Origin of the sequence: Nguyenibacter sp. L1 (assembly GCF_035199985.1) — a bacterium.
In the GTDB taxonomy this organism is placed as follows: domain Bacteria; phylum Pseudomonadota; class Alphaproteobacteria; order Acetobacterales; family Acetobacteraceae; genus Gluconacetobacter; species Gluconacetobacter vanlangensis.
Map to the genome: position 1 here is coordinate 3,528,246 of NZ_CP127015.1, position 26,749 is coordinate 3,554,994.

A 26,749-nucleotide genomic window follows, 5' to 3' on the forward strand; every position below is an offset into this window, starting at 1 on the left:
CCTGTAGCCCAGACTCTTCACGCAGGACCGATATCATGGGGCGATGGGCACGGTCGCCCCAGTCGCCCATCGGCGCGGGGCCCGTCAGTCTGGCGGATATGACGCCGACGCGTGCCGGATCGGCTCCGGGCGCGCGGCCGCATTATGCCGGGACAGTTAAAATTTGTGTGATAATGATCGAAACGATGTGGGTGGCCACCGCAATCCGCATTCCCCGGCGTCGCCGGACATGCCCAGGCGGAGCCGATCGATCCTGTGTCAAAAGATCGGTCTGAATCATGAAAGATTGGTAAAAACCAAATGGTTGCCGGCAGGGCAGGGGGCGTTCCCGGGCGGGTGGGCCAATCTTTCCGGGGTGGCCGGAAGGCCCTGCCGCGGCGTCCGGGGACAGGGTTGCCACGAAAGTGATTTCTGCTCTAGGTCAGGCGAAGAAAGCGGACAAAAACGCGTGACAGCAATCCGCGCTGCAGTTCCCCCTTCGTTTCCCCCGACCCGCAGGTGACGGTGTCCGCCAAGACGCTGGCCCCCGCGGGTGCCCCCGGAGCCCGTGATGGTATGACGACGCCTCCCCCCGATCCGTCCCGCAGGATTTTCATGCAGGGATTGGCCGGAGCCGCAGCACTCGGCTCCGCTGCGGTGCCGGTCGGCGCCGCGCGTTCGGCCGATGCGCCGCCCTATGTCCCGACGTTCTTCACCGCCGCGGAATGGACGTTTCTGCACGCCGCCTGCGACCGGCTGATCCCCGAGGACGCGGTCGGACCAGGCGCCCTTGCCCTGGGGGTGCCCGAATTCATCGACCGGCAGATGGATACGCCGTACGCTTTCGGAAAATTGTGGTACATGCAGGCTCCGTTCGTTTCAGGTCCGGCCAATCTCGGCTACCAACTGCCCTATGCCCCGCGTGACATCTACCGCAAGGGCATCGCCGGGGCCGAAGCCTTCGTGCAGGCGAAATACGGCAAATCCTTCGCCGACCTCGATGCCGCCACCCGCGACGACATCCTGCGCGGGTTCGAGACGGGCGATACGCGCTTCGGCGACCTGCCGGCGCGGACCTTCTTCGCCCAGTTGCTGAACAACACGATGGAAGGCGCCTTCTCCGACCCGGTGCATGGCGGCAACAAGGGACTTGGCGGCTGGACGATGATCAATTTCCCCGGTGCCCGCGCCGATTTCATGGATTGGGTGGACCAGTACGGCCCGCGCTACCCGCTCGGCTCCGTCTCGATTTCCGGGGAAACCGCCTGACATGGCCAGCATCAGGATGAAGCAGGTCGACGCCGTGGTGGTCGGCGGCGGCTGGGCCGGATCGATCATGGCCAAGGAACTGACCGAGGCCGGGCTGGGCGTCGTCATGCTGGAACGCGGCGCCGACCGCAGCACCGCCAGCGACGGCGCCTATCCCGGGTCGCTCGACGAACTGCAGGCCAATTTCCGCCACAAGATCTTCCAGAACCTGTCCAGGACCTCGGTCACCATCCGCAACACGCCCGACCAGACGGCGCTGCCCTATCGCCAGATGTCGGCCTTCCTGCCGGGCGAGGGCGTGGGCGGCGCGGGCCTGCACTGGTCCGGGGTGCATTTCCGCATGCCGCCCGACGATCTGGTCCTGCGCAGCAAGGTCGTCGAGAAATACGGCGAGAAATTCATCCCCGAAGGCATGAACCTCCAGGATTACGGCGTCACCTATGACGAGCTGGAGCCGTTCTTCGACAGGGCCGAAAAAGTCTTCGGCACGTCGGGCGAGGCCTACATGGTCGACGGCCGGGTGGTCGGCAAGGGCAATTATTTCGCGCCCTCGCGCTCCGATCATTTTCCCCTGCCGGCGCTCAAGGACGTCTATGGCGCCAACATGTTCCGCAAGGCGGCCGAGGCCGTGGGCTTCCACCCCTATTCCATGCCGGCGGCCAACGCGTCCGCGCAATATACCAACCCCTACGGCGTGCAGATGGGGCCCTGCAATTTCTGCGGCTATTGCAGCGGCTATGCCTGCTACATGTATTCCAAGGCCTCGCCGAACGTGAATATCCTGCCGGCGCTGCGCAGCGATCCGAAATTCGAGCTGCGCGACCGTTCCCACGTCCTGCGTGTCGAACTCGACAGCAGCAAGACCAAGGCCATCGGCGTCACCTACCTGGACCGCGACGGGAACGAGGTCTTCCAGCCCGCCGACCTTGTGATCGTCGCGGCGTTCCAGTTCCACAACGTGCATCTGATGCTGCTCTCGGGCATCGGCAAGCCGTATGACCCGGTGGCGAACGCGGGCGTGGTCGGGCGCAATTTCGTCTACCAGAACGTCACCACCACCACCGCCTGGTTCGACAAGACGGTCTATACCAACCAGTTCATCGGCACCGGCGGCGGTGGCGTCGCCTTCGACGATTTCAACAGCGAGAATTTCGATCACGGTCCCCTGGGCTTCATCGGCGGTTCGCCGGTCTGGGTGAACCAGGCCGGGATCAAGGGCATCGCCGCGGCCAAGCTCGGCGGCCCGCCGGGCACGCCCCATTGGGGGTCGGCCTGGAAGAAGGCCATGGTCGATACCTACCAGCATTCCGTCCGCATGGACGCGCACGGCACGAACATGGCCTATCGCGACGTCTATCTGGACCTCGATCCGACCTGGAAGGACGCGTACGGCATGCCGCTGCTGCGCATGACCTTCGACTGGAAGGATAACGACATCCGCATGAACCGCTATGTCGTCAGCCAGATCGCCAAGGTCACCCGGGCGATGGGCGCGCGCGACGTGCATCTGGGCCAGCGCCAGCCGGGCGAGCGGTTCGATACGCGCTATTACCAGACCACCCACCTCGCCGGCGGCGCGGTGATGGGCGAGGATCCGAAGACCAGCGCGCTCAACCGCTATCTGCAAAGCTGGGACGTCTCGAACGTGTTCGTCATCGGCGCGAACGCCTTCCCGCAGGGGACGGGCTACAACCCGACCGGCATGGTCGCGGCCCTGGCCTATTGGTCGGCCCATCATATCCGCTCGACCTACCTGAAAAACCCCGGCCCGCTGGTGCAGATGTGATGCGCTCTCGCAAATGGGCGGCGCTCGCCGCCCTGCTCGGCACGCTCGGCCTGTCGCCGGCTCTTCTCCCGGCCGCCCACGCCGCCGAATTTCAGGGCACCGAACGCCAGGGCACCGAACCGGGCGCCGATCCGGCCCTGGTGGCGCAGGGCGAATATGTCGCCCGCGCCTCGGATTGCGTGGCCTGCCATACCGCGCCGGGCGGCAGGCCGTTCGCCGGCGGCCTGTCCTTCGCCCTGCCGTTCGGCACGATCTATGCCCCGAACATAACCCCCGACCCCGGGAACGGCATCGGCAGCTATACCGAAGCCGAATTCGCCCGCGCGGTGCGCGAGGGCGTGCGGCGCGACGGCGCGTCGCTCTATCCGGCGATGCCCTTCCCGTCCTATGCCCGCATGACGGATGCGGATATCCACGCGCTGTACATCTATTTCATGCATGGCGTGGCGCCGGTGGCCAACCATGTGCGGCCCAACGACGTCATGTGGCCGCTCTCGATGCGCTGGCCTCTGATCCTCTGGCGCGCCGCCTTCGCGCCGTCGGTCAAGGCCGCCCAGGCGGCCTCGGCACGTCCCTTCGCCGACCCGCAGACGGCGCGCGGCGCCTACCTGGTCGAAGGCCCCGGCCATTGCGGCGCCTGCCATTCGCCCCGCGCGATGACGATGCAGGAATCCGCCCTGACCGCCGCGGACGGCACGCGTTTCCTCGCGGGCGGCGGCGCCGTCGACGGCTGGATTCCCGTCAGCCTGCGCGAGGAAAACCGTACCGGGCTCGGCCGCTGGTCCGAAGAGGACATCGTGGCCTTCCTCAAGACCGGGCGCATCCTGAACGGCTCGGCCTTCGGCGGCATGACCGACGCGGTGGGACACGGCACCCAGTATCTGACCGACGCCGATCTGCACGCGATCGCCCATTTCCTCAAGAGCCTGCCCGCCGGCGACACGGCGCAGCGCCCCTGGACCTATGACGCGACACTGGCCGGCGCGCTGCATTCCGGCGATGTGTCGGCCCAGGGCGCGCGCGTCTATGTCGATCGTTGCGCGGCCTGCCACCGCACCGACGGGCACGGCTATCCCACCGTCTTCCCGCCGCTGGCCGGTAATCCCGTGGTCATGGACAAGTCGCCGGACTCGCTGATCCATATCGTGCTGACCGGCGATACGGTGCGCGCAACCCGCAACGCGCCCTCCGCCTTCGTCATGCCGGGCTTCGCGGCGCGCCTGTCCGATCAGAAAATCGCCGATGTCGTCAGCTTCATCCGCAAGGCGTGGGGCAATGACGCGCCTCCGGCGCGCGCCGAGGACGTCGCGCGAATCCGCAAGGCCCTGGCCGGTAGCGAAGCGGGGGTGGCCAGCCTGCCGCTGAACTGATCGCCCGGCGCGTGCTCCTTTGCCGGAGGCACGCGCCGCTCCAGCAGAGGCAATCGGAAATCATCATGAAAAGAAGGCATTTTTCAATATCGTTTCTTTTCGGAGTCGAGACGGTTCCGAAATCGAAACGACTGGACGATCCGGTAAAAACCCCCGTCGCCTCTTCTGGAGTGTAGACCGAATGAATGCCCCCACCCGGACAGGCTTCGACCTGGCCGAAACCAGTCCGGCCGTACCCGATAGGGCCGACCCGCCGTCCAGCCTGCGCCGCCGCACGCTGATGATGGCATCGGCGGCGGCCGGCGCCTCCGCCCTGGCCGCCGACATGCTGGCGCCGCGCCCTGCTGCGGCGTGGGCCCTGACGGCGGACGAATCCCGTTTCCTGGCTGTGTCGCAGGCGGTCACCGGGCATGGCGACCTCAATCCCGATATCGCGGCGCGGCTTTTCGCGGCGATGGTCCGCACCTTCCCCGGCTATGGCGCGCAGGTCGAGGCCCTGGCGCGCATCGCCCGGCCCGGCGGCACGCCCGAGGAAATCCTCTCCCGTGCCGAAGAGGCCAATCTGCGCCAGGCGATGCTCGGCCTGGTCGCGGCATGGTATACCGGCTCGGTGCAGGACAAGACCAACGCCCCGATGGTCGCCTATTACGACGCGCTGATGTACCAGCCCACGCGCGATGCCCTGCCGGTGCCGACCTATTGCTTCGGCAAGCCCGGCTGGTGGACCGAAACGCCGCCGCCGCTGGGCGTCCCGGCCGTCTCGACCGTCGCGGTGCCGCCCCCTGCGCCGCCGCCGGCGGCCGTGGAGTCCAAGGCGCCCCCGCAATCCGCAATCCTTCCGACCAAATAAACGGCCTTCAAATACGGCCCCCAAATAGACGGCCCCAATAGACGGCCCCAATAGACGGCCCCAATAGACGGCCAAGGAGCATAAGCCGTGGCGCATCCTGTCTTTTCCAGCTCTGGTGACGTGACCGCCGACGTGGTGGTGGTCGGTTCCGGCGTCGTCGGCGCATTGATCGCCCACCAGATGGCCGCCGCCGGCCGTTCCGTGGTGGTGCTCGAAGCCGGACTGCGCCTGAAACGGTCGGATATCGTCGAGAACTGGCGGAACATGTCGTTCCATAACCGGGTCAATTCCGATTTCCAGGGCCTGTATCCGCAGGCGCCGCTCGCCCCGGCGCCGCTTTATTTTCCCGCCAATGATTATGTCGGCCTGTTCGGCCCGGACGGCTCGGCGTTCAAGCAGGGCTATCTGCGCACGGTCGGCGGCACGACGTGGCATTGGGCAGCGTCCTGCTGGCGGCATTTGCCCATCGATTTCCGCATGAAATCGACCTATGGCGTCGGTCGCGACTGGGCGATTTCGTACGAGGAACTGGAACCCTATTACTGCCGCGCCGAAGAGGCGATGGGTGTCTCCGGCCCGCACGATCCCGACCTGCAATCGCCCAGCCAGCGCAGCCGCCCCTATCCACGTGACATGATCCCCTTCGGCTATGGCGACCGCCGGGTGGCCGAACTGGTCAACCCGCACGGCTTCAAGCTGGTGCCGATCCCGCAGGGGCGCAGCGTCCAGCCCTTCGGCGATCGTCCCTCATGCTGCGGCAACAACAACTGCCAGCCGATCTGCCCGATCGGCGCGATGTATAACGGCATCCAGCACGTGCAGAAGGCCGAGGACGCGGGCGCGGTGGTGCTGGACCAGGCGGTGGCCTATCGCATCGACACCGACGAGACCAACCGTGTGACGGCGATCCACTGGTATGACGCGCAGCGCCGCTCGCACAAGGCCATCGGCCGTACCTTCGTGCTGGCCTGCAACGGGATCGAAACGCCGCGCCTGCTGCTGCTGGCGGCGAACGAACGCAATCCGGCGGGCATCGCCAATTCGTCCGACCAGGTCGGGCGCAACATGATGGACCATTCGGGCGTGCATGCGACCTTCCTGGCCAGCGAACCGCTCTGGTTCGGCCGGGGCCCGGCGCAGAGCAGTTGCATCGTCGGCCCGCGCGACGGCGGCTTCCGCAGCACCTATTCCGCCAACAAGATGATCCTGAACAATATCAGCCGCGTCGGGCCCGCGACCGAACAGGCGCTGGCGCTGGGCCTGGTCGGGCAGGCGCTGGATGACGAAATCCGCCGCCGCGCGGCCTGCGGCGTGGACCTGTCGGTCAGCCTGGAGCCGCTGCCCGATCCCGGCAACCGGCTGACGCTCAGCAAGACGCGGCGCGACCCGCTGGGCCTGCCCTGTCCCGACATCCATTACGATGTCGGCGAGTATGTCCGCAAAGGCGCCGTCGCGGCGGCGGAGCAGATCCGCCAGGTGGCCGGCCTGCTGGGCGGCACCGAATTGCGCATCACCACATCGTTCAACGCCAACAATCACATCATGGGCGGCGTGATCATGGGCAACGACCCCAAGGATTCCGTGGTGGATGGCGATTGCCGCGCCCACGACCATCCGAATCTGTGGCTGCCCGGCGGCGGCGCCATGGCCTCGGCCAGCGTGGTCAACACCACGCTCAGCATGGCGGCGCTGGGGCTGAAGGCCGCCGATTCCATCCAGGCCGATTTCCAGGGGGGGCGGGCATGATCCGCAGGATTGCCCGAATCGCCGTCGGCGCTGCCGTCGCCGGTGCCGCCGCCGTCGCCCTCTGGACCGGCCCCGCCGCCGCCCAGGACGGCGCAGCCGACGCCGCGCTGGTCGCGCGTGGGCGCTATCTGGCCGTCGCGGCCGATTGCGCCGCCTGTCATACCGCGCCGCATGGCGGCAAGCCGTTCGCCGGCGGCTATGGCATCGCCTCGCCGCTGGGCAGCATCTATTCCTCGAACATCACGCCGTCCAAGGTCGCGGGCATCGGCAATTATTCCGAATCCCAGTTCGCGGCCGCGGTGCGCGACGGAATTCGCGGCGACGGGGCGCATCTCTACCCCGCGATGCCCTATACGTCCTATGCCCGGCTGACGGACGCGGACATCCATGCGCTCTACGCCTATTTCACGCAGGCGGTGCGACCGGTGGACACCGCGCCGCCGGCAACCAGGCTGCCGTTCCCGTTCAATATCCGCGCCTCCATGATGGTCTGGAACGCGCTCTTCCTGGACGGCACGCGCTTCACGCCCGATCCGGCCAGATCCGCCCAGGTCAATCGGGGCGCCTACCTGGCCATCGCGCTGGGCCATTGCGACACCTGCCACACGCCGCGCAACGTCATGATGGCGGAAATCGGCGGCAAGCAGTTCGGCGGCGCCACGCTCGGCACATGGATCGCGCCGAATATCACCCCCGATCCCGTCAGCGGCATCGGCGACTGGAGCAGCGACGACCTGTTCCGCTACCTCAAGACCGGCGACGTCCCCGGCAAGGCCCAGGCCGCCGGCCCGATGGCCGAGGCGATCGAACATAGTTTCCAATATCTCAGCGACGACGATTTGCGGGCGATCGTCGCCTATGTCCGCCAGGTGCCCGCCCTCCGGAACGCCGCACAAACCCGGCCGCGCGACGCCTATGGCGCGATCTCGAACGGCGAGGCCCTCCAGCGCGGCGTCGCCCCGGCGTCGCTGAGCAACGGCGCGCGGATCTTCACCGGCGATTGCGCGGCCTGTCACCGCCCCACCGGCACGGGCAGCCAGGACGGGTACTATCCGCAATTGTTCCATAATTCCGCAACGGGCGCCGCGACCCCCGACAATCTGGTCGCCGCCATCCTCCAGGGCGTCGACCGTACGGTGGGCGGCCAGCATGTCTTCATGCCGGGCTTCGCGCACGGGTCCTATGTCGACGAACTGTCCGACCAGGACGTCGCCGACGTCGGCAATTACGTGCTGTCGCAGTTCGGCAACCAGGCGGTCCACATCACGGCCTCCGACGTGGCCACCCTTCGCGCGGGCGGCCCCAGGCCGTTGCTGGCACGGGTGGGCGGCTATATCGTGCCCGCGATCGTGGCCCTGGCGGTCATCGTTTTGACCGTCATCATCATGGTCCGGGCCGGAAGGCGCATCCGCCGCCCGGCCTGACGGGCGCGCGGCGACAGGAACGGGGGAGGCAGCGTGAAACGCCGATCCATTTTAGGAGGTGCCATTCCCCTGGCCCTGGCGGCGGCCGGGCGTGCCGCCCGCGCTGCGCCGCCGGCCGGCCTGGCCACCAATACCGATCACGGATTCAATTCCGCCGGCACGTTCGACATCGTGGCCCGGTTCGCCGATCCCGGCCCGTCCGGCATCGCGATCACCCCCGATGGCCGGATGTTCGTCGGCTTTCCCCGCCACGCAGTCGACCACAAGGGCGCGACCCTGGCCGAACTGAGGGATGGCGGGCTGGTGCCCTATCCCAGTGCCGCGCTCAGCCTGCCGTCCGACCGCGCGCCGGCCGACCGGCTGGTCTCGGTCCATGGCATGACGACCGACACGCGCGGCCGCCTGTGGATGATCGATGACGGCAAGCTGGCCGGCCAGCCCCTGCGCCCCGGCGCCGCGAAGATCGTGGGGATCGATCCCGCCACCAACCGCGTCGTCGCCAGCATCGTCCTGACGCCGCCGACCCTGCTGCCCGACAGCCATATGAACGACCTGCGCGTCGACCTGACCCATGGCGCACAGGGCACGGCCTATGTCACCGACTCGTCCTTCGGCACGCATCCGGCGCTGGTGGTGGTCGATATCGCCACCGGCCGCCAGCGCCGCGTCCTGGCCCACCACCCATCGACACAGACCGAACCCCGTTTCATGGCCGTGGTCGAAGGCCGTCCCCTGGTCTTCGACCCCAGCCACCAGACCTTCGTCTCGGGCGGGGTCGACGGCATCACCCTCAGTCCCGACAGCGCGACCTTATATTATTGTCCGCTGACCAGCCGGCGGCTTTACAGCCTGCCCACGGCGCTGCTGTCCGATTTCGCGCGCGGCGACGCCGAACTCGCCGCCGCCGTGACCGACCTGGGGGAAAAGGGCGTGGCCGATGGGCTGGCGACCGATCCCCAAGGGCGTATCTACACCACCAATTTCGAACATGACGCCATTTTCCGCCGCAATCTCGACGGCAGTTTCGACACGATCCTGCGCGATCCGCGCGTGCTCTCTCCGGACGGGATCTGCGTTCATGACGGCCATGTCTATTGCACGCTGGGCCAGTGGAACCGTCTGGCCGGCTTCAATGGCGGGCACGATCTGCGCGTGCCGCCCTATCTGCTGATCCGTTGCCCCACCGACCCGCCGGCCCCGCTCTCCAGCCTGCCGGCCTGATTTCCGTCCGGTTCTTTTTCCCTGGTTTTTCCCCGGGGTTTTTGCCAAGGGGTTTTCTCTCCGGGGGATGTACGGCAGAAAATCCGATCATGATGGATCTCGTGTCGAACATGCTCATGCCGCTGGTGCGTCGCCTGGACCCCGAGGACGCGCACGCTCTCGCCCTGAACGCGCTGATGCTGGGCTTCGGCGGCGGCGTCTGGGGCCGGGACGACCCTGCCCTCTCCGTGCGGACCATGGGGCTGCGCTTTCCCAATCCGATCGGCATCGCCGCCGGGTTCGACAAGAACGCGCAGGTGCTGCGCCCGCTGGCCCGGATCGGTTTCGGCTTCGTCGAGGCCGGCACCGTGACGCCCCGGCCGCAGCCGGGCAATCCCCGCCCGCGCCTGTTCCGCCTGGCCGAAGACCGGGCGATCATCAACCGGATGGGCTTCAACAACCAGGGCATCGACCGTTTCGCGGTGCGCCTCGCGCGCCTGCAGCGCGTCTCGTCCTCGGGCCGGCCCGTCATCCGGGTGCCGGTCGGCGCCAATCTGGGCATCAACAAGACCGGCGCGGACCCCGAGCAAGACTATCCCCGCCTGGTCGGCCGGGTGAAGCATTATGCCGACTACATCGTGCTCAACCTGTCCTCGCCCAACACGCCCGGCCTGCGCGACCTGCAGCAGACGTCGCGCCTGGCCGGCCTGCTCCAGGCGATCGGCGCGACGCATCCCGACCGCCCGCCGCTGCTGGTCAAGCTGTCCCCGGACCTCGCCCGCGACGATATCGGTCCGATCGTGGAAACGGCGATCGCGGGCGGCGTCCAGGGGCTGATCGTCAGCAACACCACCATCTCGCGCCCCGGCGGGCTCGCCAGCGCCCATGCCGGCGAGGCCGGCGGCCTGTCGGGCCGGCCGCTGCGTCCGCTGGCCGATGAAATTTTCCGGCAGGTCGCCCAGATCGCGGCGGGGCGCCTGGCGCTGGTCGCGTGCGGCGGCATCGAAACGGGCGCCGACATTCTCGACCGCGTCCGTGCGGGGGCCGATTTGGTGCAGCTCTACAGCGCCTTCGCCTATGACGGCCCCGGCATCGTACCCCGGCTGAAGCGCGAATTGCTGCGCGCGCTGCATGCCGAAGGATTCGAAACCCTTGCCGACGCGAAAGGTATGGCATGATGCTGGGTCTGGAGAGTTTCGCCCCACTGGCGACGCGTTATGACGGGTTCATCGTCGATCTCTGGGGCGTCGTTCATGACGGCATTCGCCCCTATCCCGGCGCCAGGGACTGCCTGGCGCGCCTGCGCGACCAGGGCGGACGGGTCGTGCTGCTCTCCAACGCCCCGCGCCGGGTCGACGTGGTCCGCGACCAGTTGGCCCGGATGGGCGTGACCCCGGACCTGTATCACGGCATCATGACCAGCGGCGAATATACCAGAAGCCTGATGGCCGCCTGGACCGATCCCTGGTTCGCCGGGCTGGGCCGCCGCATGCTGCATCTGGGCGCGCCCAAGGATCATAACCTGTTCGAAGGGCTGGACCTGGTCCAGGTCGACGATCCCGAGGACGCCGATTTCATCCTGAATACCGGTCCCGACCAGGATCGGGGCGAGGGCGCGCATGAACCCTATCTGCCCCTGCTGGCCCGTTGCGCCGCGCGCAAGCTGAAGATGATCTGCGCCAATCCGGACATGGAGGTCATGCGCGGCGGGCAGCGCTTGATCTGCGCCGGCCTGCTGGCCAGCCTGTACGCGCAGCAGGACTGCCCGGTCCGCTGGATCGGCAAGCCTTACCCCGAGGTCTATGGGCCGGTGATGGACATGCTGGACATGCCGCGCGCGCGGATGCTGGCGGTCGGCGACGCGCTGGCCACCGACATGCGCGGCGCGCGCCAGGCCGGCATCGATGGCTGCTGGGTCCTGGGCGGTATCCACCAGGAAATGATCGGCAACGACCTGGCCCTCGCCAGGGCCGAGGCCGCAGCCGCCGGCCTCTCCCCGGTCGCAACGGTCCCCTCCTTCCGCTGGGAGGCCGGGAACGGCGCCTGAAGCACCCGGTGCGGCAAAGCCGCCCAGAACGTGCCGCTTGGATTTTACCCGGCTTTTCCTCTCAGAGACTGTGCGGAAACGCGGGCTGGCGAGCGAGAGCGGAACGCAGTGGAGCGCCCGGCGTGGGTTTGCGAGCACCGGAGCGCAGCAGCCTTGTGGGCCGTGGGCACTGGAGCGCAGCAAAACCGCGCAGAACGTGCCGCCAGGGTTTTACCCGGCTTTTCCTCTCAGAGACTGTGCGGAAACGCGGGCTGGCGAGCGAGAGCGGAACGCAGTGGAGCGCCCGGCGTGGGTTTGCGAGCATCGGAGCGGAGCGGCCTTGTGGGCCGTGAGCACCGAAGCGCAGGAAACGCGCGTCGGATCGCCGCCAGCCCGCGTTTCCGCACAGTCTCTCAGGCGTGGCCGGTGGCGGCGGTTAGCTGCATCGGATCCAGATTGATCGCAGCCAGCGCCTGGCGCCATTTCAGGCTGTGGCCGCCGCCGAACAGGATGGCGTCGCTGGCCGGTGCGGGCAACCAGGCATTGCGGTGGATGATCTCGTCTTCCAACTGATCGTCCTGCCAGCTCGCATGGCCCAGGGCCAGCAGCGCCCGGCGCGGTCCGGCGCCGTCGGCGATGTCCTTCAGCACATCCTGGCTGGCGGTCAAGGTCGTCCCGTCATCGACCGGCAGGCTACCCGCGCCCGTCCAGTCCGAGGAATGCAGGACGAAGCCGCGCGCCTCATCCACCGGCCCCCCGGCACACAGATCGATCCGCCGGCGCGGCGGCACCGGGTCGATACCCAATTGCGCCAGCACGTCATCCAGGCCCGGCTGCGACAGGCGACGATTGACCACCAGCCCCATCGCGCCGCGCCCCGGCGAATGCGCGCACAGAAAGATCACGCTGCGGGCGAACGGACCCTCGGCCAGGGCCGGGCTCGCCACCAGCAGCGATCCGGCCAGCGATGGACTGGCCTCGGACGGGACGGCTGTGCATGACGCGGCTGTCTCGGCGGCCGATCTCGGCGGGAATGGGAACATTTGTTCTTAGTAAAGACAGAACCATCGCCCATTGCAACCGTCACGTGCCGATTTGCCGCCTCGCCTGGAATGGCGCTTAATGCGTGCGAAGCCTTATGGGCGCGACGGGACATGCGACAGGACAAGGAGATCATCGCGATGACGAAGACGGTTTTGGTGACGGGTGCGACGGCGGGCTTCGGCAAGGCGATCGCCGAACGCCTGGTGCGTGACGGCTACCGCGTCATCGCGACCGGACGGCGCAAGGAACGGCTGGACGCGCTGGCCGAAACCCTCGGGCCGGCCCTGCTGCCCTTCGTGCTGGACATGAACGACGTCGAATCCCTGCGCGCGCTGCCCGGCAGCCTGCCGGCGGACTGGCGGCAGGTCGATATCCTCGTCAACAACGCGGGTTTGGCCCTCGGGCTGGACAAGGCGCAGGATGCCGCGACCGCCGACTGGCAGCAGATGATCGCCACCAACGTGACTGGCCTGGTCGAGATCACCCGCGCGCTGCTGCCCGGCATGGTCGCGCGCAACCACGGCCACGTCATCTCGATCGGCAGCACCGCCGGCATCTATCCCTATCTCGGCGCGAACGTTTACGGCGCCTCCAAGGCGTTCGTATCGCAATTCATGCGCAACCTGCGCTGCGACCTGCTGGGCACGCGGGTGCGCGCGACCAATCTGGAACCCGGCCTGTGCGGCGGCAGCGAATTCAGCAACGTGCGCCTGGGCGACGACGCCAAGGCCGCCGCGGTCTATCAGGACACGCACCCGATCCAGCCCGAGGACATCGCCGAAACCGTCGCCTGGGTCGCCGGCCTGCCGGCCCATGTGAACATCAACCGGATCGAGATGATGCCCACCTGCCAGGCCTCGGCCGGGCTTGCCGTGTTCCGGGGACTGGGGGACTAGGCGGCCATGGCGCACCCGGTCAGCCTGGACGCGCTGCTGAAACAGTGCCGGGTCGAGGACGGCGCGCGGTTCGATCCGGCGTCACACCCGACCCGCATCGCCGATCTCGAAGGCATCGGCAAATCGGACGGCAAGCACCTGCTCCGCCGGGGCGTCAAGCGCCTGTCGGAATTGCAGACCCTGCTCTATGCCAACGGCACCTGGTCGCTCCTGCTGGTGTTCCAGGCCATGGATGCCGGCGGCAAGGACGGGATGATCAAGCATGTGATGTCCGGGGTGAACCCCCAGGGCGTCTCCGTCACCTCGTTCAAGCAGCCGGGACCGGTCGAACTGGCGCATGATTATCTGTGGCGCGTCCATATGGCGGCGCCGTCCTGCGGGCGGATCGGCATCTTCAATCGCAGCCATTACGAAGAGGTGCTGGTCACCCGCGTGCATCCCGAATTGCTGGTCCGGCAGAAAATCCCCGCCAGCCTGCGCACCGACGCGATCTGGCAGGAACGGTACCAGGACATCCGGCATTTCGAGCATTATCTGTCGCGCCAGGGCACGGTGGTGCTGAAATTCTTCCTGAACCTGTCGAAGGAGGAACAGCGCAGGCGTTTCCTCCAGCGTATCGACGAGGACCAGAAGCATTGGAAGTTCTCGGCGTCCGACGCGCGCGAACGCACCCATTGGAACGCCTATCAGGCGGCGTATCACGACGCGATCCGCAACACGGCCAGTCCCCATGCGCCTTGGGTGGTGGTGCCCGCCGACCGGAAATGGATGGCCCGGCTGCTGGTCATGGAAACGATCATCCAGGCGCTGGAGGCGCTGAACATGACGATCCCCGAGCCCTCGCAGGACCTGATCGACGACATGGCGGTCGTCCGCAAGGAACTGGTAGCCGAGGCACCGAAGAAAGGCCACGCCGCATGACGCGCGGGGCAGGGGAGAGAGAAAACATGACGATTCGGCGCGCCATCGCCCATGCGCTGGCCCTGGGCGCTATCCTGGCCTTCGGCGTCGGCGGAGCCGCCCGCGCGCAGCAGGCGATCGGCCCGTCCTGCGACAACGGGCATTTCCTGGCCGTGCAGCAGCAATTCGAAGACGGCGCGCAGCGCGGCGACCAGCCGGTCCATGTCTGCGGCCGCGTCGTCGCGGTCTCGCGCGCCCGTCATACCCGCAGCGGCTGGCACGGTTATTTCTACCTGGATGTCGGTTCCGGTGTATCCATCCGCATCGTCTCGGACCTCGACCGCATGAACGCGCCCGCCTGGCCCTGGGTCGCCAGGGGCGACATGGCCGATGTCGTCGGGCGCTATTATTACGATAATCCGCGCAGCCAGGGGATCGACTGGACCCATCACGGAACCGGCCGCAACTGGGCCATGCCGGGCTACGTCACGGTCAACGGCAACCGCTACCAGTAACCGCGTCCAAGCGATCGCCGGATCGGCATCCGCCAGGCGGGGCTTTCATTCCCCGCCTGGCAGCAGGCCCAGTGGCAGCAGGCCCAGTGGCAGTCGGCCCAGTGGCAGTCGGTCCAGTGGCAGTCGGCCCAGCGGGCTTCAGTTCGCGGTTTCGGATTCCCGCTCGCTGCCTTCGTCGCCTTCCGCCGGGGTGTCGGCACTGGATTCGATATATTCGAAATCCAGCGCCCCGTCCTTCAGCGTGATCTTCACCGCGCCACCTTTCACCAGCCGGCCGAACAGCAATTCCTCGGCCAGCGGCTTCTTGATGTGCTCCTGGATCACCCGGCCCAGCGGGCGGGCGCCATACAGCCGGTCATAGCCGCGCTCGGCCAGCCATTCCTTCGCCGCCGACGAGATCTCGATCGTGACGTTGCGGTCGGCCAGTTGCGCCTCCAACTGGAAGACGAATTTCTCGACCACCCGGCCGACGATCTCGGGCGACAGGTTGGCGAACGGAATGATCGCATCCAGCCGGTTGCGGAATTCCGGGGTGAAGATGCGCTTGATCGCCTCCTCGTCCTCGCCCGACCGCGTCTCGCGGCCGAAACCGATGGCCTCCTTGCTCAGGTCCGCGGCACCCGCGTTGGTCGTCATGATCAGCACGACATTGCGGAAATCCACGGTCTTGCCGTTATGGTCGGTCAGGCGGCCATGGTCCATGACCTGCAGCAGCACGTTGTACAGGTCCTGGTGCGCCTTCTCGATCTCATCCAGCAGCAGCACGGCGTGCGGATGCTGGTCGATCGCGTCGGTCAGCAGCCCGCCCTGGTCGAACCCGACATAGCCCGGCGGCGCGCCGATCAGCCGCGAGATCGAATGCCGCTCCATATATTCCGACATGTCGAAGCGGATCAGTTCGATGCCCAGGGTCTTGGCCAGTTGCTTGGCGACTTCGGTCTTGCCGACGCCGGTGGGGCCCGAGAACAGGTAATTGCCGATCGGCTTTTCCGGATCGCGCAGCCCCGCCCGCGACAGCTTGATCGCCGCCGTCAGCGCCTCGATCGCCCGATCCTGGCCATAGACCATGCCCTTCAGGTCGCGCTCCAGCGTGCGCAGCGTCTCCTTGTCGTCCGAGGACACGCTCTTGGGCGGAATCCGCGCGATCTTGGCGACGATATCCTCGACATCCTTCAGCGTCACCGTCTTGCGCCGCCGGTTTTCCGGTACCAGCATCCGCGACGCGCCGACCTCGTCGATCACGTCGATCGCCTTGTCCGGCAGCTTGCGGTCATGGATGTATTTCGCCGCCAGTTCGACCGCGCCGCGAATGGCCTCCTCGGTATAGCGCACCCTGTGGTGCCGCTCGTAATTGCCCTTCAGTCCGCGCAGGATCTTGACCGCATCCTCCAGCGACGGCTCGGCCACGTCGATTTTCTGGAACCGCCGCACCAGCGCGCGGTCCTTCTCGAAATGCTGGCGATATTCCTTGTACGTCGTGGAGCCGATGCAGCGCAGCGTGCCCGCCGCCAGCGCCGGCTTCAGCAGGTTCGACGCGTCCATCGCCCCGCCCGAGGTCGCGCCCGCGCCGATCACCGTATGGATCTCGTCGATGAACAGGATGCTGCCCGGATTATTGTCCAGCTCGGTCACCACAGCCTTCAGCCGTTCCTCGAAATCGCCGCGATAGCGCGTGCCGGCCAGCAGCGCGCCCATGTCCAGCGAATAGATCGTGGATTTCAGCAGCACCTCGGGCACGTCGCCTTCGACGATCCGCTTGGCCAGCCCCTCGGCAATGGCGGTCTTGCCCACGCCGGGATCGCCCACATAAAGCGGATTGTTCTTGGTGCGACGGCAGAGGATCTGGATCGTGCGCTCGATCTCGGAATCGCGTCCGATCAGCGGATCGACCTTCCCGTCCTCGGCCTTGCGGTTCAGGTTGGTGCAATAGGCGCTCAGCGCGTCCTGGTTCTTCTGCGCGGCCTTGCCGCGTTCCTCGCGCTCGGCGTCGGGATTGTCCTGCGCGCTGCCCGCCACGGGGCGGCGCGTCGACCGGTCCGGCGCCTTGGCGATGCCGTGCGAGATGAAATTGACCGCATCCAGCCGCGTCATGTCCTGCAATTGCAGGAAATAGACGGCATGGCTCTCCCGTTCGGCAAACAGGGCGACCAGCACGTTGGACCCCGTGACCTCGTCCCGCCCGGTGGATTGCACATGGATCGCCGCGCGCTGGATCACGCGCTGGAACGCGGCGGTCGGCTTGGGGTCGACGGTCCGGTCCGACGCCAGGCCGGCCAGATCCTTGTCCAGAAATTCGGTCAGATCCGAACGCAGCTTGTCCAGATCGACACCGCAGGCCCGAAATACGGTCACCGCGTCGCTGTCGTCGACCAGCGCCAGCAGCAGGTGCTCCAGCGTCGCATATTCGTGGCGGCGCTCCCCGGCCAGGGTCAGCGCACGATGAAGCGTCTGTTCGAGATTGCGTGACAACATGCCAGGACGCTCCTTTTCCTGAACCGGGGCCGGGCCCGGAGACGGCAATCGGCAGATCAGGACTATATTTGGTATGTTTCCGCCGGAATGCCAGCGGAAAGAAAATTAATTCCCCGCGGGAAACAGGGCCGCCTTCCCGCGCGTTGCGCATTCGGGCCGCCATCCGCACGGCCCGTCTTCACGACCCGTCTTCGGCGCGCCTCCCGGGCCGCCGCCCGCCTTTGTGATTCACGAACGGATTCACGTGGCCGGCAGGCTGCATCCGGCGCTTCCGGGCCGGGATGTCAGTCCTTCTCGATCGTGCATTGCAGCGGATGCTGGTTCTGGCGTGCCAGGTCCATCACCTGCGTCACCTTGGTTTCCGCGACTTCATAGGTAAACACGCCGCATACGCCCACCCCGCGCTTGTGGACATGCAGCATGATGTCCGTCGCCTCCTCGCGCGATTTCTGGAAGAACCGCTCCAGCACATGCACGACGAACTCCATGGGCGTGTAGTCGTCGTTCAGCATCAGGACCTTGTACATCGCCGGCTTGCGCGTCTCGGGCCGGGTGCGGACGACGACGCCGATGGTCGGCGAATCGGGATTGTCGGATTGCCCGTCCGTCCCGCCGCCGCGCCGGGTCGGGCCGTTGCCGCCATGGGCCAGGACGGTGGGGGCCAGGATGGTCAGGGCCGGGATGATCGGGAAGGATGCTGCTGCCATGGGAGTACCATATTGGATAGGCGTGGCACGTTGAAAGGGGGCGCGTAATCGGAAATTAAGCACATCCCGCCACCCCCTGACGATCAAATCGCGTGACGCGTTCGCGCCCTGAATGTTCCATCGCGGGCCGCCGGGGACGGAGAGGGGACGAAGAAAAGGGATGCCGCCGGACCACCCCGGCAAACGCTCCCGGAGCCAAAGCGCGAAAATCTTCATGAAAAAGCAGTGTTTTCTTTCTGTTATCGCTCTTTGCTCTGGACGGGTTCCAGAAAATGGCCATAAAGTCAGCCGACAATACGGGGTTGCACACGGGGGAACGGGTGGTGGCCGATAGTTCAGTGCTGTACCACAAGCGGGGATGGTTCGCGCGCCTGCGCCGCGGCCGCGCGCTACGCGTCTCCCTCGGCCTGTCCGCCGGCTATATCGCCGTCATGGCCGGCTTCGCGCCCCGCGCCCATGCCCAATATGTAGGGCAGATCAGCTCGATCGTCATGGACGCCCGCACCGGCGCGGTCCTGTCCCAGTCCAGTCCCGATCTGCAGCGCTATCCCGCCAGCCTGACCAAGCTGATGACGCTGTACCTGGCATTCAAGGGGCTGCGGACCGGCCAGATCACCCTGGACCAGACGGTGCCGGTCTCGGCCCACGCGGCGTCGATGGAACCATCCAAGCTCGGGCTGGTGCCGGGCACCTATCTGACGGTCGAGCAGGCGATCCTGGGCCTGGTGACCAAATCCGCCAACGACGCGGCCTGCGCGCTGGGCGAACTGCTCGGCGGCGGGAGCGAGGACCGGTTCGCCGACCTCATGACCGGCCAGGCCCGGGCCCTGGGCATGACCCGCACCATATTCCGCAACGCCTCCGGCCTGCCCGACCCCGACCAGATGACCTCGGCGCGCGACCTGGCGCTGCTGACGCGGCAGATCATCACCGAATTTCCGGAATATTATCATTATTTCTCGGTGCCGGCCTTCTATTTCCATGGCCGCCAGGTCCCCAACCACGACCCGATGCTGCGCATCTATCCCGGCGCGGACGGGCTCAAGACCGGCTATACCGCCATTGCCGGACGCAACCTGGTCACCTCGGCGATCCGCGACAATGTGCGGCTGATCGGCGTGGTGCTGGGCGCGCGCTCCAACCCGCAGCGCAGCGCGATCATGGCCAGCATCCTCGATGACGGGTTCCGGGAGGAGGGCGTGGCCGATGTCCGTCGTCCGCTGGTGCTGGCGCGCGCGCGGCGCGGCCGCGCCACCATGATGCTGGCGGCCGCGTCGCGCGGCGGCTATGCGGGGCCCGAGCAGGTCGCCGAACTGCCCGCCGCGCCGCATCGCCGCGGGGTGGCCCATCACGGGCGCGGCCATGCCGTCTCTCACGTCTCGCCCCATGTCGTCCACATGATCGTCGCGGGTCATGCGGCGCATCGCCGGCACGGGCATAATCACGGCTGACCCCCGCCGAATGGGTCGGGCGGGACGCGCGCCCTTGCCTTGGCAGAATGTCCCGCGCATTTATCCCCCATTAAGGGCGCCGTTCCGCGGCTGCATTGATGGGTACGAAGGGACAACGACATGGACGGGGATACGGACGCACGGCGGGTCATTCTGCACACGCCGGAGGATTTCGCCGGCATGCGCGCGGCGGGCCAGTTGGCGGCGCGCACCCTGGACATGATCGTCCCCCATGTCCGCGCCGGCATCTCGACCGGTGCGCTGGACCAGTTGATTCATGATTTCATGATGGATCATGGCGGCGTGCCGGCCACCCTGGGCTATCGCGGCTATCCCAAATCCAGTTGCATCTCGCTCAACCATGTGGTCTGCCACGGCATTCCGGGCGAACGAATCCTGCAGGACGGCGACATCCTGAATATCGACGTGACCGTGATCCTCGACGGCTGGTACGGCGATACCAGCCGCATGTTCACCGTGGGCGCCATCCCGCGCCGGGCCGAGAAGCTGATCGACGCGACCTACAAGGCCCTGATGCTCGGCATCGCCGAGGTGCGGCCGGGCAGGACCCTGGGCGATATCGGCCATGCGATCCAGGTCTATGCCGAATCGCAGCGTTTCTCTGTGGTGCGCGATTTCTGCGGCCACGGCATCGGCCGCAGCTTCCATGCCGCGCCGAACGTGCTGCATTACGGCCGTCCGGGCCAGGGGCTGGTGCTGCAGCCCGGCATGTTCTTCACCATCGAACCCATGCTCAACGCCGGCCGCCCGGACGTGAAGGTTCTGGATGACGGCTGGACGGCGGTCACGCGCGACCGTTCCCTCTCGGCGCAGTTCGAACATATGCTGGGCGTGACCCAGGACGGGTGTGAAATCTTCACCCTGTCTCCCGCCGGGCTGGACCATCCGCCCTACGACCCGCCGGCCTGACCGGCGCTTTTTCCTCTTCCCCACGATCGAAGGATAGATGATGCGCATTTCCATGCTGCGACGCCGCATTGCCGCGACCTTGCTGGCGGGCTCCATGCTTGCGGGCGGGGGGCTTTCCGCCCGGGCGGCGCCGGTCCTGCAGAATGATGCGCTGACCTTCGGTCCGGCTGGCTCCGTGGCGGGGTCGACCCTGGCGCCGCTGGCTCCGGCGGTCGGCGCGCACGGGATGGTGGTGTCGGCGCAGCATCTGGCGTCCGAGGTCGGTGCCCGCATCCTGGCCCAGGGCGGCAACGCCGCCGACGCGGCCGTCGCGGTGGCCTATGCGCTGGCCGTCGTCTATCCGGCGGCGGGCAATATCGGCGGCGGCGGGTTCATGACCCTGCGCACGCCCGACGGCCACGCCGTCTTCATCGATTTCCGCGAACACGCGCCGCTGGCCGCCACCGCCACCATGTTCCAGGACGCCAAGGGCGCGGTCATTCCCAATCTGTCTATCCTGGGGTGGAAGGCCGTGGGCGTGCCGGGCACCGTCGCCGGAATGGACCTGGTGCTGCATCGCTGGGGCCACCTGACCCGCCGGCAGGTCATGGCCCCGGCCATCGCGCTGGCGCGCGACGGGTTCGTCCTGGGCGAAGGCGACGTGCAGTTGCTCGACACCTCGACCGCCGATTTCGCGCGCGATCCCCAGGCGCGCAGGATCTTCCTGCGGCCCGACGGCTCGCGGTTGCAGGCCGGCGACCGCCTGGTGCAGGCCGACCTTGCCAGGACATTGTCGCTGATCGCCCGCGACGGCGCCGACGCCTTCTATCGCGGTCCCATCGCGGCCGACATCGTCCGGGCCAGCCAGGCGGGCGGGGGCATCCTCCAGCTCGCCGATTTCCGCAGTTACGCGCCGCGAATCCTGGCGCCGCTGACCTGCACCTATCGCGGCTACCATATCGACACCGCGCCCCCGCCCAGCGGCGGCGGCGTCGCGCTGTGCGAGATCCTGAACATCCTGTCGGGCTATGACATGGGCCGGCTGGGCCTGCACACCGCCCCCGCCATCCAGCGCGAGGTCGAGGCCATGCGCCACGCCTATGCCGACCGGCAGGACCTGGGCGATCCGGCCTTCGTCCATAATCCGGTCCAGCACCTGATCGACCCGGCCTATGCGGCGCAGGTCCGCGCCGGCATCCCGACCGACCACGCCTTGTCCTCCGCCGCCCTGCGCCCCGGCGAGGCCCAGCCCGAGAAGACCGAAACCACCCAGTTCTCGGTCATCGACCGCAAGGGCATGGCGATCTCGGTCACCTACACGCTGAATGGCTGGTTCGGCGCCAAGGTCATCGGCGGCGGCACCGGCATGTTCCTGAATGACGAGATGGACGATTTCTCGTCCCGTCCGGGCGTGCCCAACATGTTCGGCATCGTTGGCAGCCAGGCCAACGCCGTCGCCCCCGGCAAGACGCCGCTTTCGTCCATGTCGCCCACCATCCTGTCGCGCGACGGCCGGCCGGTCATGGTCATCGGCAGCCCCGGCGGCTCGCGCATTCCCACCATCGTGCTGTCGGCGATCCTGGGTGTGGTCGATTACGGGCTGGACATCCAGCAGGCGATCGACCTGCCGCGCATCCATGAGCAATGGCAGCCCACCCATGTCGAGGTCGAACAGGGCGCCCTGTCCGACGCGGTGGCCGCGACCCTGAAGCGCGAAGGCTATGACATCGCTCCCCATGCCCCGTGGGGCGTGGCCGAAGGCATCCTGGTCGGCGCGCCGCGCCTGGGCACCGGCAAGCCGGGCGACGGCCGCTATTACGGCGGGTTCGACCGCCGCCATCCCGGCGGCGCCGCAGTCGGTGAATGACGGCCGGTGAATGATGGTGGGGGCCGGCGCGTCCGGTCCCCTCTCACCCGGGCCCGTCGCCCAGCCAGTCGTCGATCATCCGCCGGGCGATGGTGGTGGGCGAGGGCAGGGTAAAGCCCAGCGCCGCGTGATTGCGCACCTCGTCGCGCCCCAGCCACCGCGCCTCGGCGATCTCCTCGCGGTCCAGCCGCAGCGCGTCGCCCTGCGCGATCGCGGTAAAGGCCAGCATCAGCGCGCCGGGATAGGGCCAGGGCTGCGCGGAATGGTAGCGGATGCTGCCGACCAGCACCCCGGTTTCCTCCAGCACCTCGCGCGCCACCGCCTCCTCGGGGGTTTCCCCCGGCTCGACGAATCCGGCCAGCGCCGACAGGGTGCGGCTTTCAGGGCCGAATCGCGTGCCCCGCGCCAGCAGCACCCGGTCCTGCCAATGCACCAGCATGATCACCACCGGGTCGGTGCGCGGAAAATGCAGGTGCGTCGGGTCGGCGGTGCAGACCAGGCGGTGCCCGGCCTGGTCCGCCTGGTTCGGCGCGCCGCAATTGCCGCAGAACTGGCTGTGGGCGCGCCAATGCGCCATGCCCCGCGCCTGGGCCAGGATGGCGGCCTCGTCGGCGGGCAGCAGGCCGGCGATCGGCCGCAATTCGCGGAACGTGCCGCGCGCCCTGGGAAACATCAGCTCCGGATGGTCCAGCAGGCTCAGGTCCAGCATGAACAGCGGCCGCTCGTCCAGATAGCCCAGAAAGACCCAGTTCGCCTGTTCCAGGAATTCCGGCGTCATCATCGTGGCGCGCCGCGTCGGCAGCTCGATCCGCGCCGATTCGGCGCCGTCCTGGATGATCAGGTGCCGGCCGCGCCAATACGGCACGAACAGCGTCTCCCCCCCCATCAGGTAGAACGCGATGCGCGCCGCGTCGCCGCGATCCTGCGCCCCCCGGTCCACCGGACTGCCGGAATAGAAATTTCCACCCTTCCGGCCGGGCCTGTACGGGGTCATCATCATGGCCTGCCTCTTCGTCGCCTCTCCCTCTTGTGCCCTACACCCGGTTGCGTGTTAAGAAGGCGCCGGGAGATCGGCGATGGACGGACGCCTTGCCAACCCGGTCAGGTCCGGAAGGAAGCAGCCGCAGTGAGTTTCGTCCGGGTCATCAGTCCGGTCTCCCACCCCGGCAAGCCTGCCTTCGCCGCCATCGCCCGTCGCGCCGCCCCGGTGCGGGTGTCACGCTCAGTTCGGAACCCGTAATGACCGTTTCTTCGGATCATGACAATTCCGAGGATTCGGATCTTCCCGCGCCTCCCGACGACGGCCCCGGCCTGTTCGGCGACATGCCCGCATCCCCCGCGCCGCCGCCGGCCGCCGCCCCCTATCGCGTGCTGGCCCGCAAATACCGCCCCACCACGCTCGACGACCTGATCGGCCAGGATTCCACCGTCCGCATCCTGCGCAACGCCTTCGCGCTGGGGCGCGTCGCGCATGCCTTCATGCTGACGGGCGTGCGCGGGGTGGGCAAGACGACCACGGCCCGCATCATCGCCCGCGCGCTGAACTGCGTCGGGCCCGACGGCACCGGCGGCCCCACGGCCGACCCGTGCGGCGTCTGCCCCAACTGCGTCGCCATCCTGGCCGACCGTCACCCCGACGTGCTGGAGATGGATGCGGCCTCGCGCACCGGCGTCGACGACGTGCGCGAGATCATCGAGGCCACGCGCTTCCGCCCGATGCAGGGGCGCATGAAGGTCTTCATCATCGACGAAGTCCACATGCTCTCGCGCAACGCGTTCAACGCGCTGCTCAAGACGCTCGAGGAACCGCCGCCCCAGGTGACCTTCGTCTTCGCCACGACCGAGCTGCGCAAGGTCCCGGTCACGGTCCTGTCGCGCTGCCAGCGATTCGACCTGCGCCGTGTGCCGCAATCCGACCTGGCCGCGCATTTCGACCGGATCGCCCGTGCCGAGGGCGTCGTGTGCACGCCCGATGCGCTGGCCCTGATCGCCCGCGCCGCCGACGGCTCGGTGCGCGACGGGCTGTCCCTGCTGGACCAGGCCATCGCCCAAGGTGCCGACACTCAAGGTCATGATGCCCAAGGTCATGACGCCCAGGGTGCGGAAGCGAAGGGCGTCGTCGGCGCCGAACGCGTGGCCGACATGCTGGGCCTGGCCGATCGCGGCCGCGTCTTCGACCTGCTCGAGGCCGTGCTGGCCGGCCGCCCCGATCAGGCGCTCGCCATCACGGACGAGGCCCATGCCCGCGGCGCCGATCTCGGCGTCATGCTGGGCGACGTGCTGGAACTGGTCCACACCGTCTCGCGCCTCAAGGCCGTGCCGGCTCTGCGCCACGCCCCCGACCTGCCCGAGGCCGAGCGCGAGCGCGGCGGCGCCCTGGCCGACCTTCTGTCGGTGCCGGTGCTAGGTCGCACCTGGCAGATGCTGCTGAAGGGCCTGTCCGAGGTCGAAATGGCCCCCGACCGGCGCGAAGCCGCCGAAATGATCCTGATCCGCCTCTGCTACGTCGCCGACCTGCCGCCGCCGGGCGAACTGGTGCGCCGCCTGACGGGGGGCGAGGACGGCGATCGCGCCGGCCCCGGCGCGCCCGCCGGCTCGTTTTCCGGTCCGGCTTCTGCCCCCGCCCCGGCCCCCACCCCCGCCCCGGCGTCCGGCAGCCACTCGGCCCCCGGCCCGCACGCAGGCGCCGCGGCACAGGTCACGGCCCGTGGCGGGCTGCGGATGGTGGCCAATGGCGGCGTGCGACTCGCCGACCCGCTGCCCGAACCCGCGTTCCAGCCCGAACGGCAGCCCGCCGAAACGGCATCCCCGCCGGAAATCCAGCCCCCTCCGGAGGCCCAGCCCACGGCGCTGGCAACCTGGCGGGAGGTCGTGGCCTTCGTCTCGGGGCGCGACGCCATGCTGCACGGCCATCTGCGCCACTCCACCCATCTGGTCGCCTTCGCGCCGCTCCGGGTCGAGATCCGGGTCGATCGCGGCGGCCTGCCCGGCCTGACCCGCCGACTGGAAACCCTGCTGCGCCGCGAAACCGGCCAGGACTGGACGGTCCACGCCTCGACCGCCGAAGGCCAGCCGACCCTGGCCGAGCAGGGGGCGGAAATCATCGAATTCCACCGCGCGGCGGCCGAGGCCCATCCCCTGGTCCGTGCGATCTTCGCCCGTTTCCCCGACGCGGTCATGGGGGCCGTGACCGATCATTCGCTTGACGATTACGGCCTGCCGCCCGAAGAGGCGTCATCCGCCGTACTGGCGCCGGATCTGGAATTCGCACCCCTCGATGCCGAACTGGTGGACGAGGACGATTTGGACGCGAACGACGACAGGTAAGGAGACGACACCGATGAAGAATCTTGCCGGCCTGATGAAACAGGCGAGCCAGATGCAGGCCCGCATGGAAGAAATGCAGGCCAAGCTGGAAACCATGACGATCGAAGGCAGCGCCGGCGCCGGCATGGTCCATGTCACGCTGAACGGCAAGGGCGACATGAAGGCGGTCAAGATCGACCCCAAGCTGGCGGACCCCGAGGAAATGGAAATGCTGCAGGACCTGATCGTCGCGGCCTGCGCCGATGCCCGCAAGCAGTTGGACGAGCACGCGTCCGAGGAAATGAAGAAGGTCACGGGCGGCATGAACCTGCCGGCCGGCCTGAAATTCCCGTTCTGAGTCCGCGCGGACGACCAGGGCGGACCATATCAAGCGGACCATATTAGGCGGACCATAAGAGGGCGGCGCACCCGATGGGCGGCACGGATATCGAACGGCTGATCGCGCTGCTGGCCCGCCTGCCGGGCCTCGGTCCCCGCTCGGCCCGCCGGGCGGCGCTGGCCCTGCTGCGCCAGCCGCAGGCCCGCATGCTGCCGCTGGCGCAGGCCATGGAACAGGCCGCGCGCTCGGTGCGGACCTGTTCGTCCTGCGGCAATCTCGACACGCGCGATCCCTGCACCATCTGCACCGATCCGGGGCGCGACGCCGGCATGGTCTGCGTGGTGGAAACGGTGGGCGACCTGTGGGCGCTGGAACGCGCCGGCGTGCATCGCGGCGTCTATCAGGTCCTGGGCGGCACGCTCTCGGCGCTGTCGGGCATGGGCCCCGACGATTTGAATGTCGCCCCTCTGTTGGCCCGGATCGCGCAGGGCGGCGTGCACGAAGTCATCCTCGCCCTCGGCGCCACGGTCGACGGCGCCACCACCGCGCACTGGCTGCAGGATCGCCTGGCCGGCTCCGCCGTGGCGGTCAGCCGGGTGGGGCAGGGCGTGCCCATGGGCGGGGCGCTGGACGTGCTTGATGACGGCACGCTGGCCGCGGCCCTGATGGCACGGCGCCCGGCATGACGCCCG

At 67.9% G+C, this 26,749-nt stretch carries 22 protein-coding genes and 1 other RNA gene; 19 read left to right on the forward strand and 4 right to left on the reverse strand.

All coding sequences use genetic code 11. From position 1 onward, the window contains the following. Positions 1-555 precede the first annotated feature (555 nt). The 9 genes from QN315_RS15880 to QN315_RS15920 all read left to right on the forward strand — a co-directional run bounded on the left by QN315_RS15880 (position 556) and on the right by QN315_RS15920 (position 11,671). Positions 556-1,248 (forward strand): gluconate 2-dehydrogenase subunit 3 family protein, encoded by a 693-nt coding sequence (locus QN315_RS15880; protein WP_323990314.1) that lies wholly within the window; start codon positions 556-558, stop codon positions 1,246-1,248. 1 nt (position 1,249) lies between these two features. Further along, on the forward strand, positions 1,250-3,034 hold the full coding sequence (locus tag QN315_RS15885; RefSeq protein ID WP_323990316.1) for a GMC family oxidoreductase: 1,785 nt from the start codon (positions 1,250-1,252) through the stop codon (positions 3,032-3,034). After that, entirely contained in the window at positions 3,034-4,404 is a 1,371-nt protein-coding gene (locus QN315_RS15890; protein WP_323990317.1) for a cytochrome c, read from the forward strand. Before QN315_RS15885 ends, QN315_RS15890 begins: the two co-directional genes overlap by 1 nt. Positions 4,405-4,585: 181 nt before the next feature. Beyond that, entirely contained in the window at positions 4,586-5,254 is a 669-nt protein-coding gene (locus QN315_RS15895; RefSeq protein WP_323990318.1) for a sugar dehydrogenase complex small subunit, read from the forward strand. A gap of 87 nt (positions 5,255-5,341) precedes the next feature. Further along, entirely contained in the window at positions 5,342-7,000 is a 1,659-nt protein-coding gene (locus QN315_RS15900) for a GMC family oxidoreductase (protein WP_323990319.1), read from the forward strand. Beyond that, entirely contained in the window at positions 6,997-8,424 is a 1,428-nt protein-coding gene (locus tag QN315_RS15905; protein WP_323990320.1) for a cytochrome c, read from the forward strand. The genes QN315_RS15900 and QN315_RS15905 overlap by 4 nt, the downstream gene beginning before the upstream one ends. A 33-nt stretch (positions 8,425-8,457) precedes the next feature. Then, positions 8,458-9,645 (forward strand): L-dopachrome tautomerase-related protein, encoded by a 1,188-nt coding sequence (locus QN315_RS15910; protein WP_323990321.1) that lies wholly within the window; start codon positions 8,458-8,460, stop codon positions 9,643-9,645. Positions 9,646-9,734: 89 nt separating this feature from the next. Continuing rightward, positions 9,735-10,802: a quinone-dependent dihydroorotate dehydrogenase gene (locus QN315_RS15915; protein WP_408904537.1), complete on the forward strand. Its 1,068-nt coding sequence runs from the start codon at positions 9,735-9,737 to the stop codon at positions 10,800-10,802. Then, entirely contained in the window at positions 10,799-11,671 is an 873-nt protein-coding gene (locus QN315_RS15920; RefSeq protein WP_323990322.1) for a TIGR01459 family HAD-type hydrolase, read from the forward strand. Before QN315_RS15915 ends, QN315_RS15920 begins: the two co-directional genes overlap by 4 nt. A gap of 392 nt (positions 11,672-12,063) precedes the next feature. On the opposite strand, the gene QN315_RS15925 is transcribed toward QN315_RS15920, so the two are convergent. Then, positions 12,064-12,693: a YqgE/AlgH family protein gene (locus tag QN315_RS15925; protein ID WP_408904538.1), complete on the reverse strand. Its 630-nt coding sequence runs from the start codon at positions 12,691-12,693 to the stop codon at positions 12,064-12,066. Positions 12,694-12,831: 138 nt separating this feature from the next. Between QN315_RS15925 and QN315_RS15930 the strand changes: the two genes are divergently transcribed. Genes QN315_RS15930 through QN315_RS15940 form a run of 3 tightly spaced genes read left to right on the forward strand, consistent with a single transcriptional unit; the run spans position 12,832 to position 15,005 of the window. Then, positions 12,832-13,590 (forward strand): SDR family NAD(P)-dependent oxidoreductase, encoded by a 759-nt coding sequence (locus QN315_RS15930; protein ID WP_323990323.1) that lies wholly within the window; start codon positions 12,832-12,834, stop codon positions 13,588-13,590. A gap of 6 nt (positions 13,591-13,596) precedes the next feature. Further along, on the forward strand, positions 13,597-14,511 hold the full coding sequence (locus QN315_RS15935) for a polyphosphate kinase 2 family protein (RefSeq protein ID WP_323990324.1): 915 nt from the start codon (positions 13,597-13,599) through the stop codon (positions 14,509-14,511). Between the two features lie 26 nt (positions 14,512-14,537). After that, positions 14,538-15,005, forward strand: coding sequence for a hypothetical protein (locus tag QN315_RS15940; RefSeq protein WP_323990325.1), 468 nt, complete (start codon positions 14,538-14,540; stop codon positions 15,003-15,005). 138 nt (positions 15,006-15,143) lie between these two features. On the opposite strand, the gene clpA is transcribed toward QN315_RS15940, so the two are convergent. Next, positions 15,144-17,477 carry an ATP-dependent Clp protease ATP-binding subunit ClpA gene (gene clpA / locus QN315_RS15945; RefSeq protein WP_176639669.1) on the reverse strand — a complete coding sequence of 778 codons (2,334 nt, stop codon included), beginning with the start codon at positions 17,475-17,477 and terminating at the stop codon, positions 15,144-15,146. A gap of 284 nt (positions 17,478-17,761) precedes the next feature. Then, the gene (gene clpS / locus QN315_RS15950; protein WP_323990326.1) at positions 17,762-18,184 is read right to left on the reverse strand and encodes an ATP-dependent Clp protease adapter ClpS; all 423 of its coding nucleotides are present in this window, start codon (positions 18,182-18,184) and stop codon (positions 17,762-17,764) included. 323 nt (positions 18,185-18,507) lie between these two features. Between clpS and QN315_RS15955 the strand changes: the two genes are divergently transcribed. The 3 genes from QN315_RS15955 to ggt all read left to right on the forward strand — a co-directional run bounded on the left by QN315_RS15955 (position 18,508) and on the right by ggt (position 22,411). Beyond that, positions 18,508-19,635, forward strand: a complete 1,128-nt coding sequence (locus tag QN315_RS15955) for a D-alanyl-D-alanine carboxypeptidase family protein (protein ID WP_408904539.1) — start codon at positions 18,508-18,510, stop codon at positions 19,633-19,635. 120 nt (positions 19,636-19,755) lie between these two features. Further along, positions 19,756-20,565 (forward strand): type I methionyl aminopeptidase, encoded by an 810-nt coding sequence (gene map, locus QN315_RS15960; protein ID WP_323990328.1) that lies wholly within the window; start codon positions 19,756-19,758, stop codon positions 20,563-20,565. Between the two features lie 94 nt (positions 20,566-20,659). Continuing rightward, positions 20,660-22,411, forward strand: coding sequence for a gamma-glutamyltransferase (ggt, locus tag QN315_RS15965; protein WP_408904652.1), 1,752 nt, complete (start codon positions 20,660-20,662; stop codon positions 22,409-22,411). 43 nt (positions 22,412-22,454) lie between these two features. Here ggt and nudC read toward each other — a convergent pair whose 3' ends face one another. Continuing rightward, complete coding sequence (nudC, locus tag QN315_RS15970) at positions 22,455-23,411, reverse strand: NAD(+) diphosphatase (protein ID WP_323990329.1); 957 nt, start codon at positions 23,409-23,411, stop codon at positions 22,455-22,457. 65 nt (positions 23,412-23,476) lie between these two features. Between nudC and ffs the strand changes: the two genes are divergently transcribed. The 4 genes from ffs (at position 23,477) to recR (ending at position 26,743) form a co-directional block, all read left to right on the forward strand. Beyond that, positions 23,477-23,573: signal recognition particle sRNA small type (gene ffs / locus QN315_RS15975), an RNA gene on the forward strand. Between the two features lie 77 nt (positions 23,574-23,650). Further along, a complete protein-coding gene (locus QN315_RS15980) occupies positions 23,651-25,738 on the forward strand; it encodes a DNA polymerase III subunit gamma/tau (RefSeq protein ID WP_323990330.1) in 2,088 nt (695 codons plus the stop codon). 13 nt (positions 25,739-25,751) lie between these two features. Then, positions 25,752-26,075 carry a YbaB/EbfC family nucleoid-associated protein gene (locus tag QN315_RS15985; RefSeq protein WP_176641753.1) on the forward strand — a complete coding sequence of 108 codons (324 nt, stop codon included), beginning with the start codon at positions 25,752-25,754 and terminating at the stop codon, positions 26,073-26,075. Between the two features lie 74 nt (positions 26,076-26,149). Next, on the forward strand, positions 26,150-26,743 hold the full coding sequence (recR, locus tag QN315_RS15990) for a recombination mediator RecR (protein WP_323990332.1): 594 nt from the start codon (positions 26,150-26,152) through the stop codon (positions 26,741-26,743). Positions 26,744-26,749: the final 6 nt, after the last annotated feature.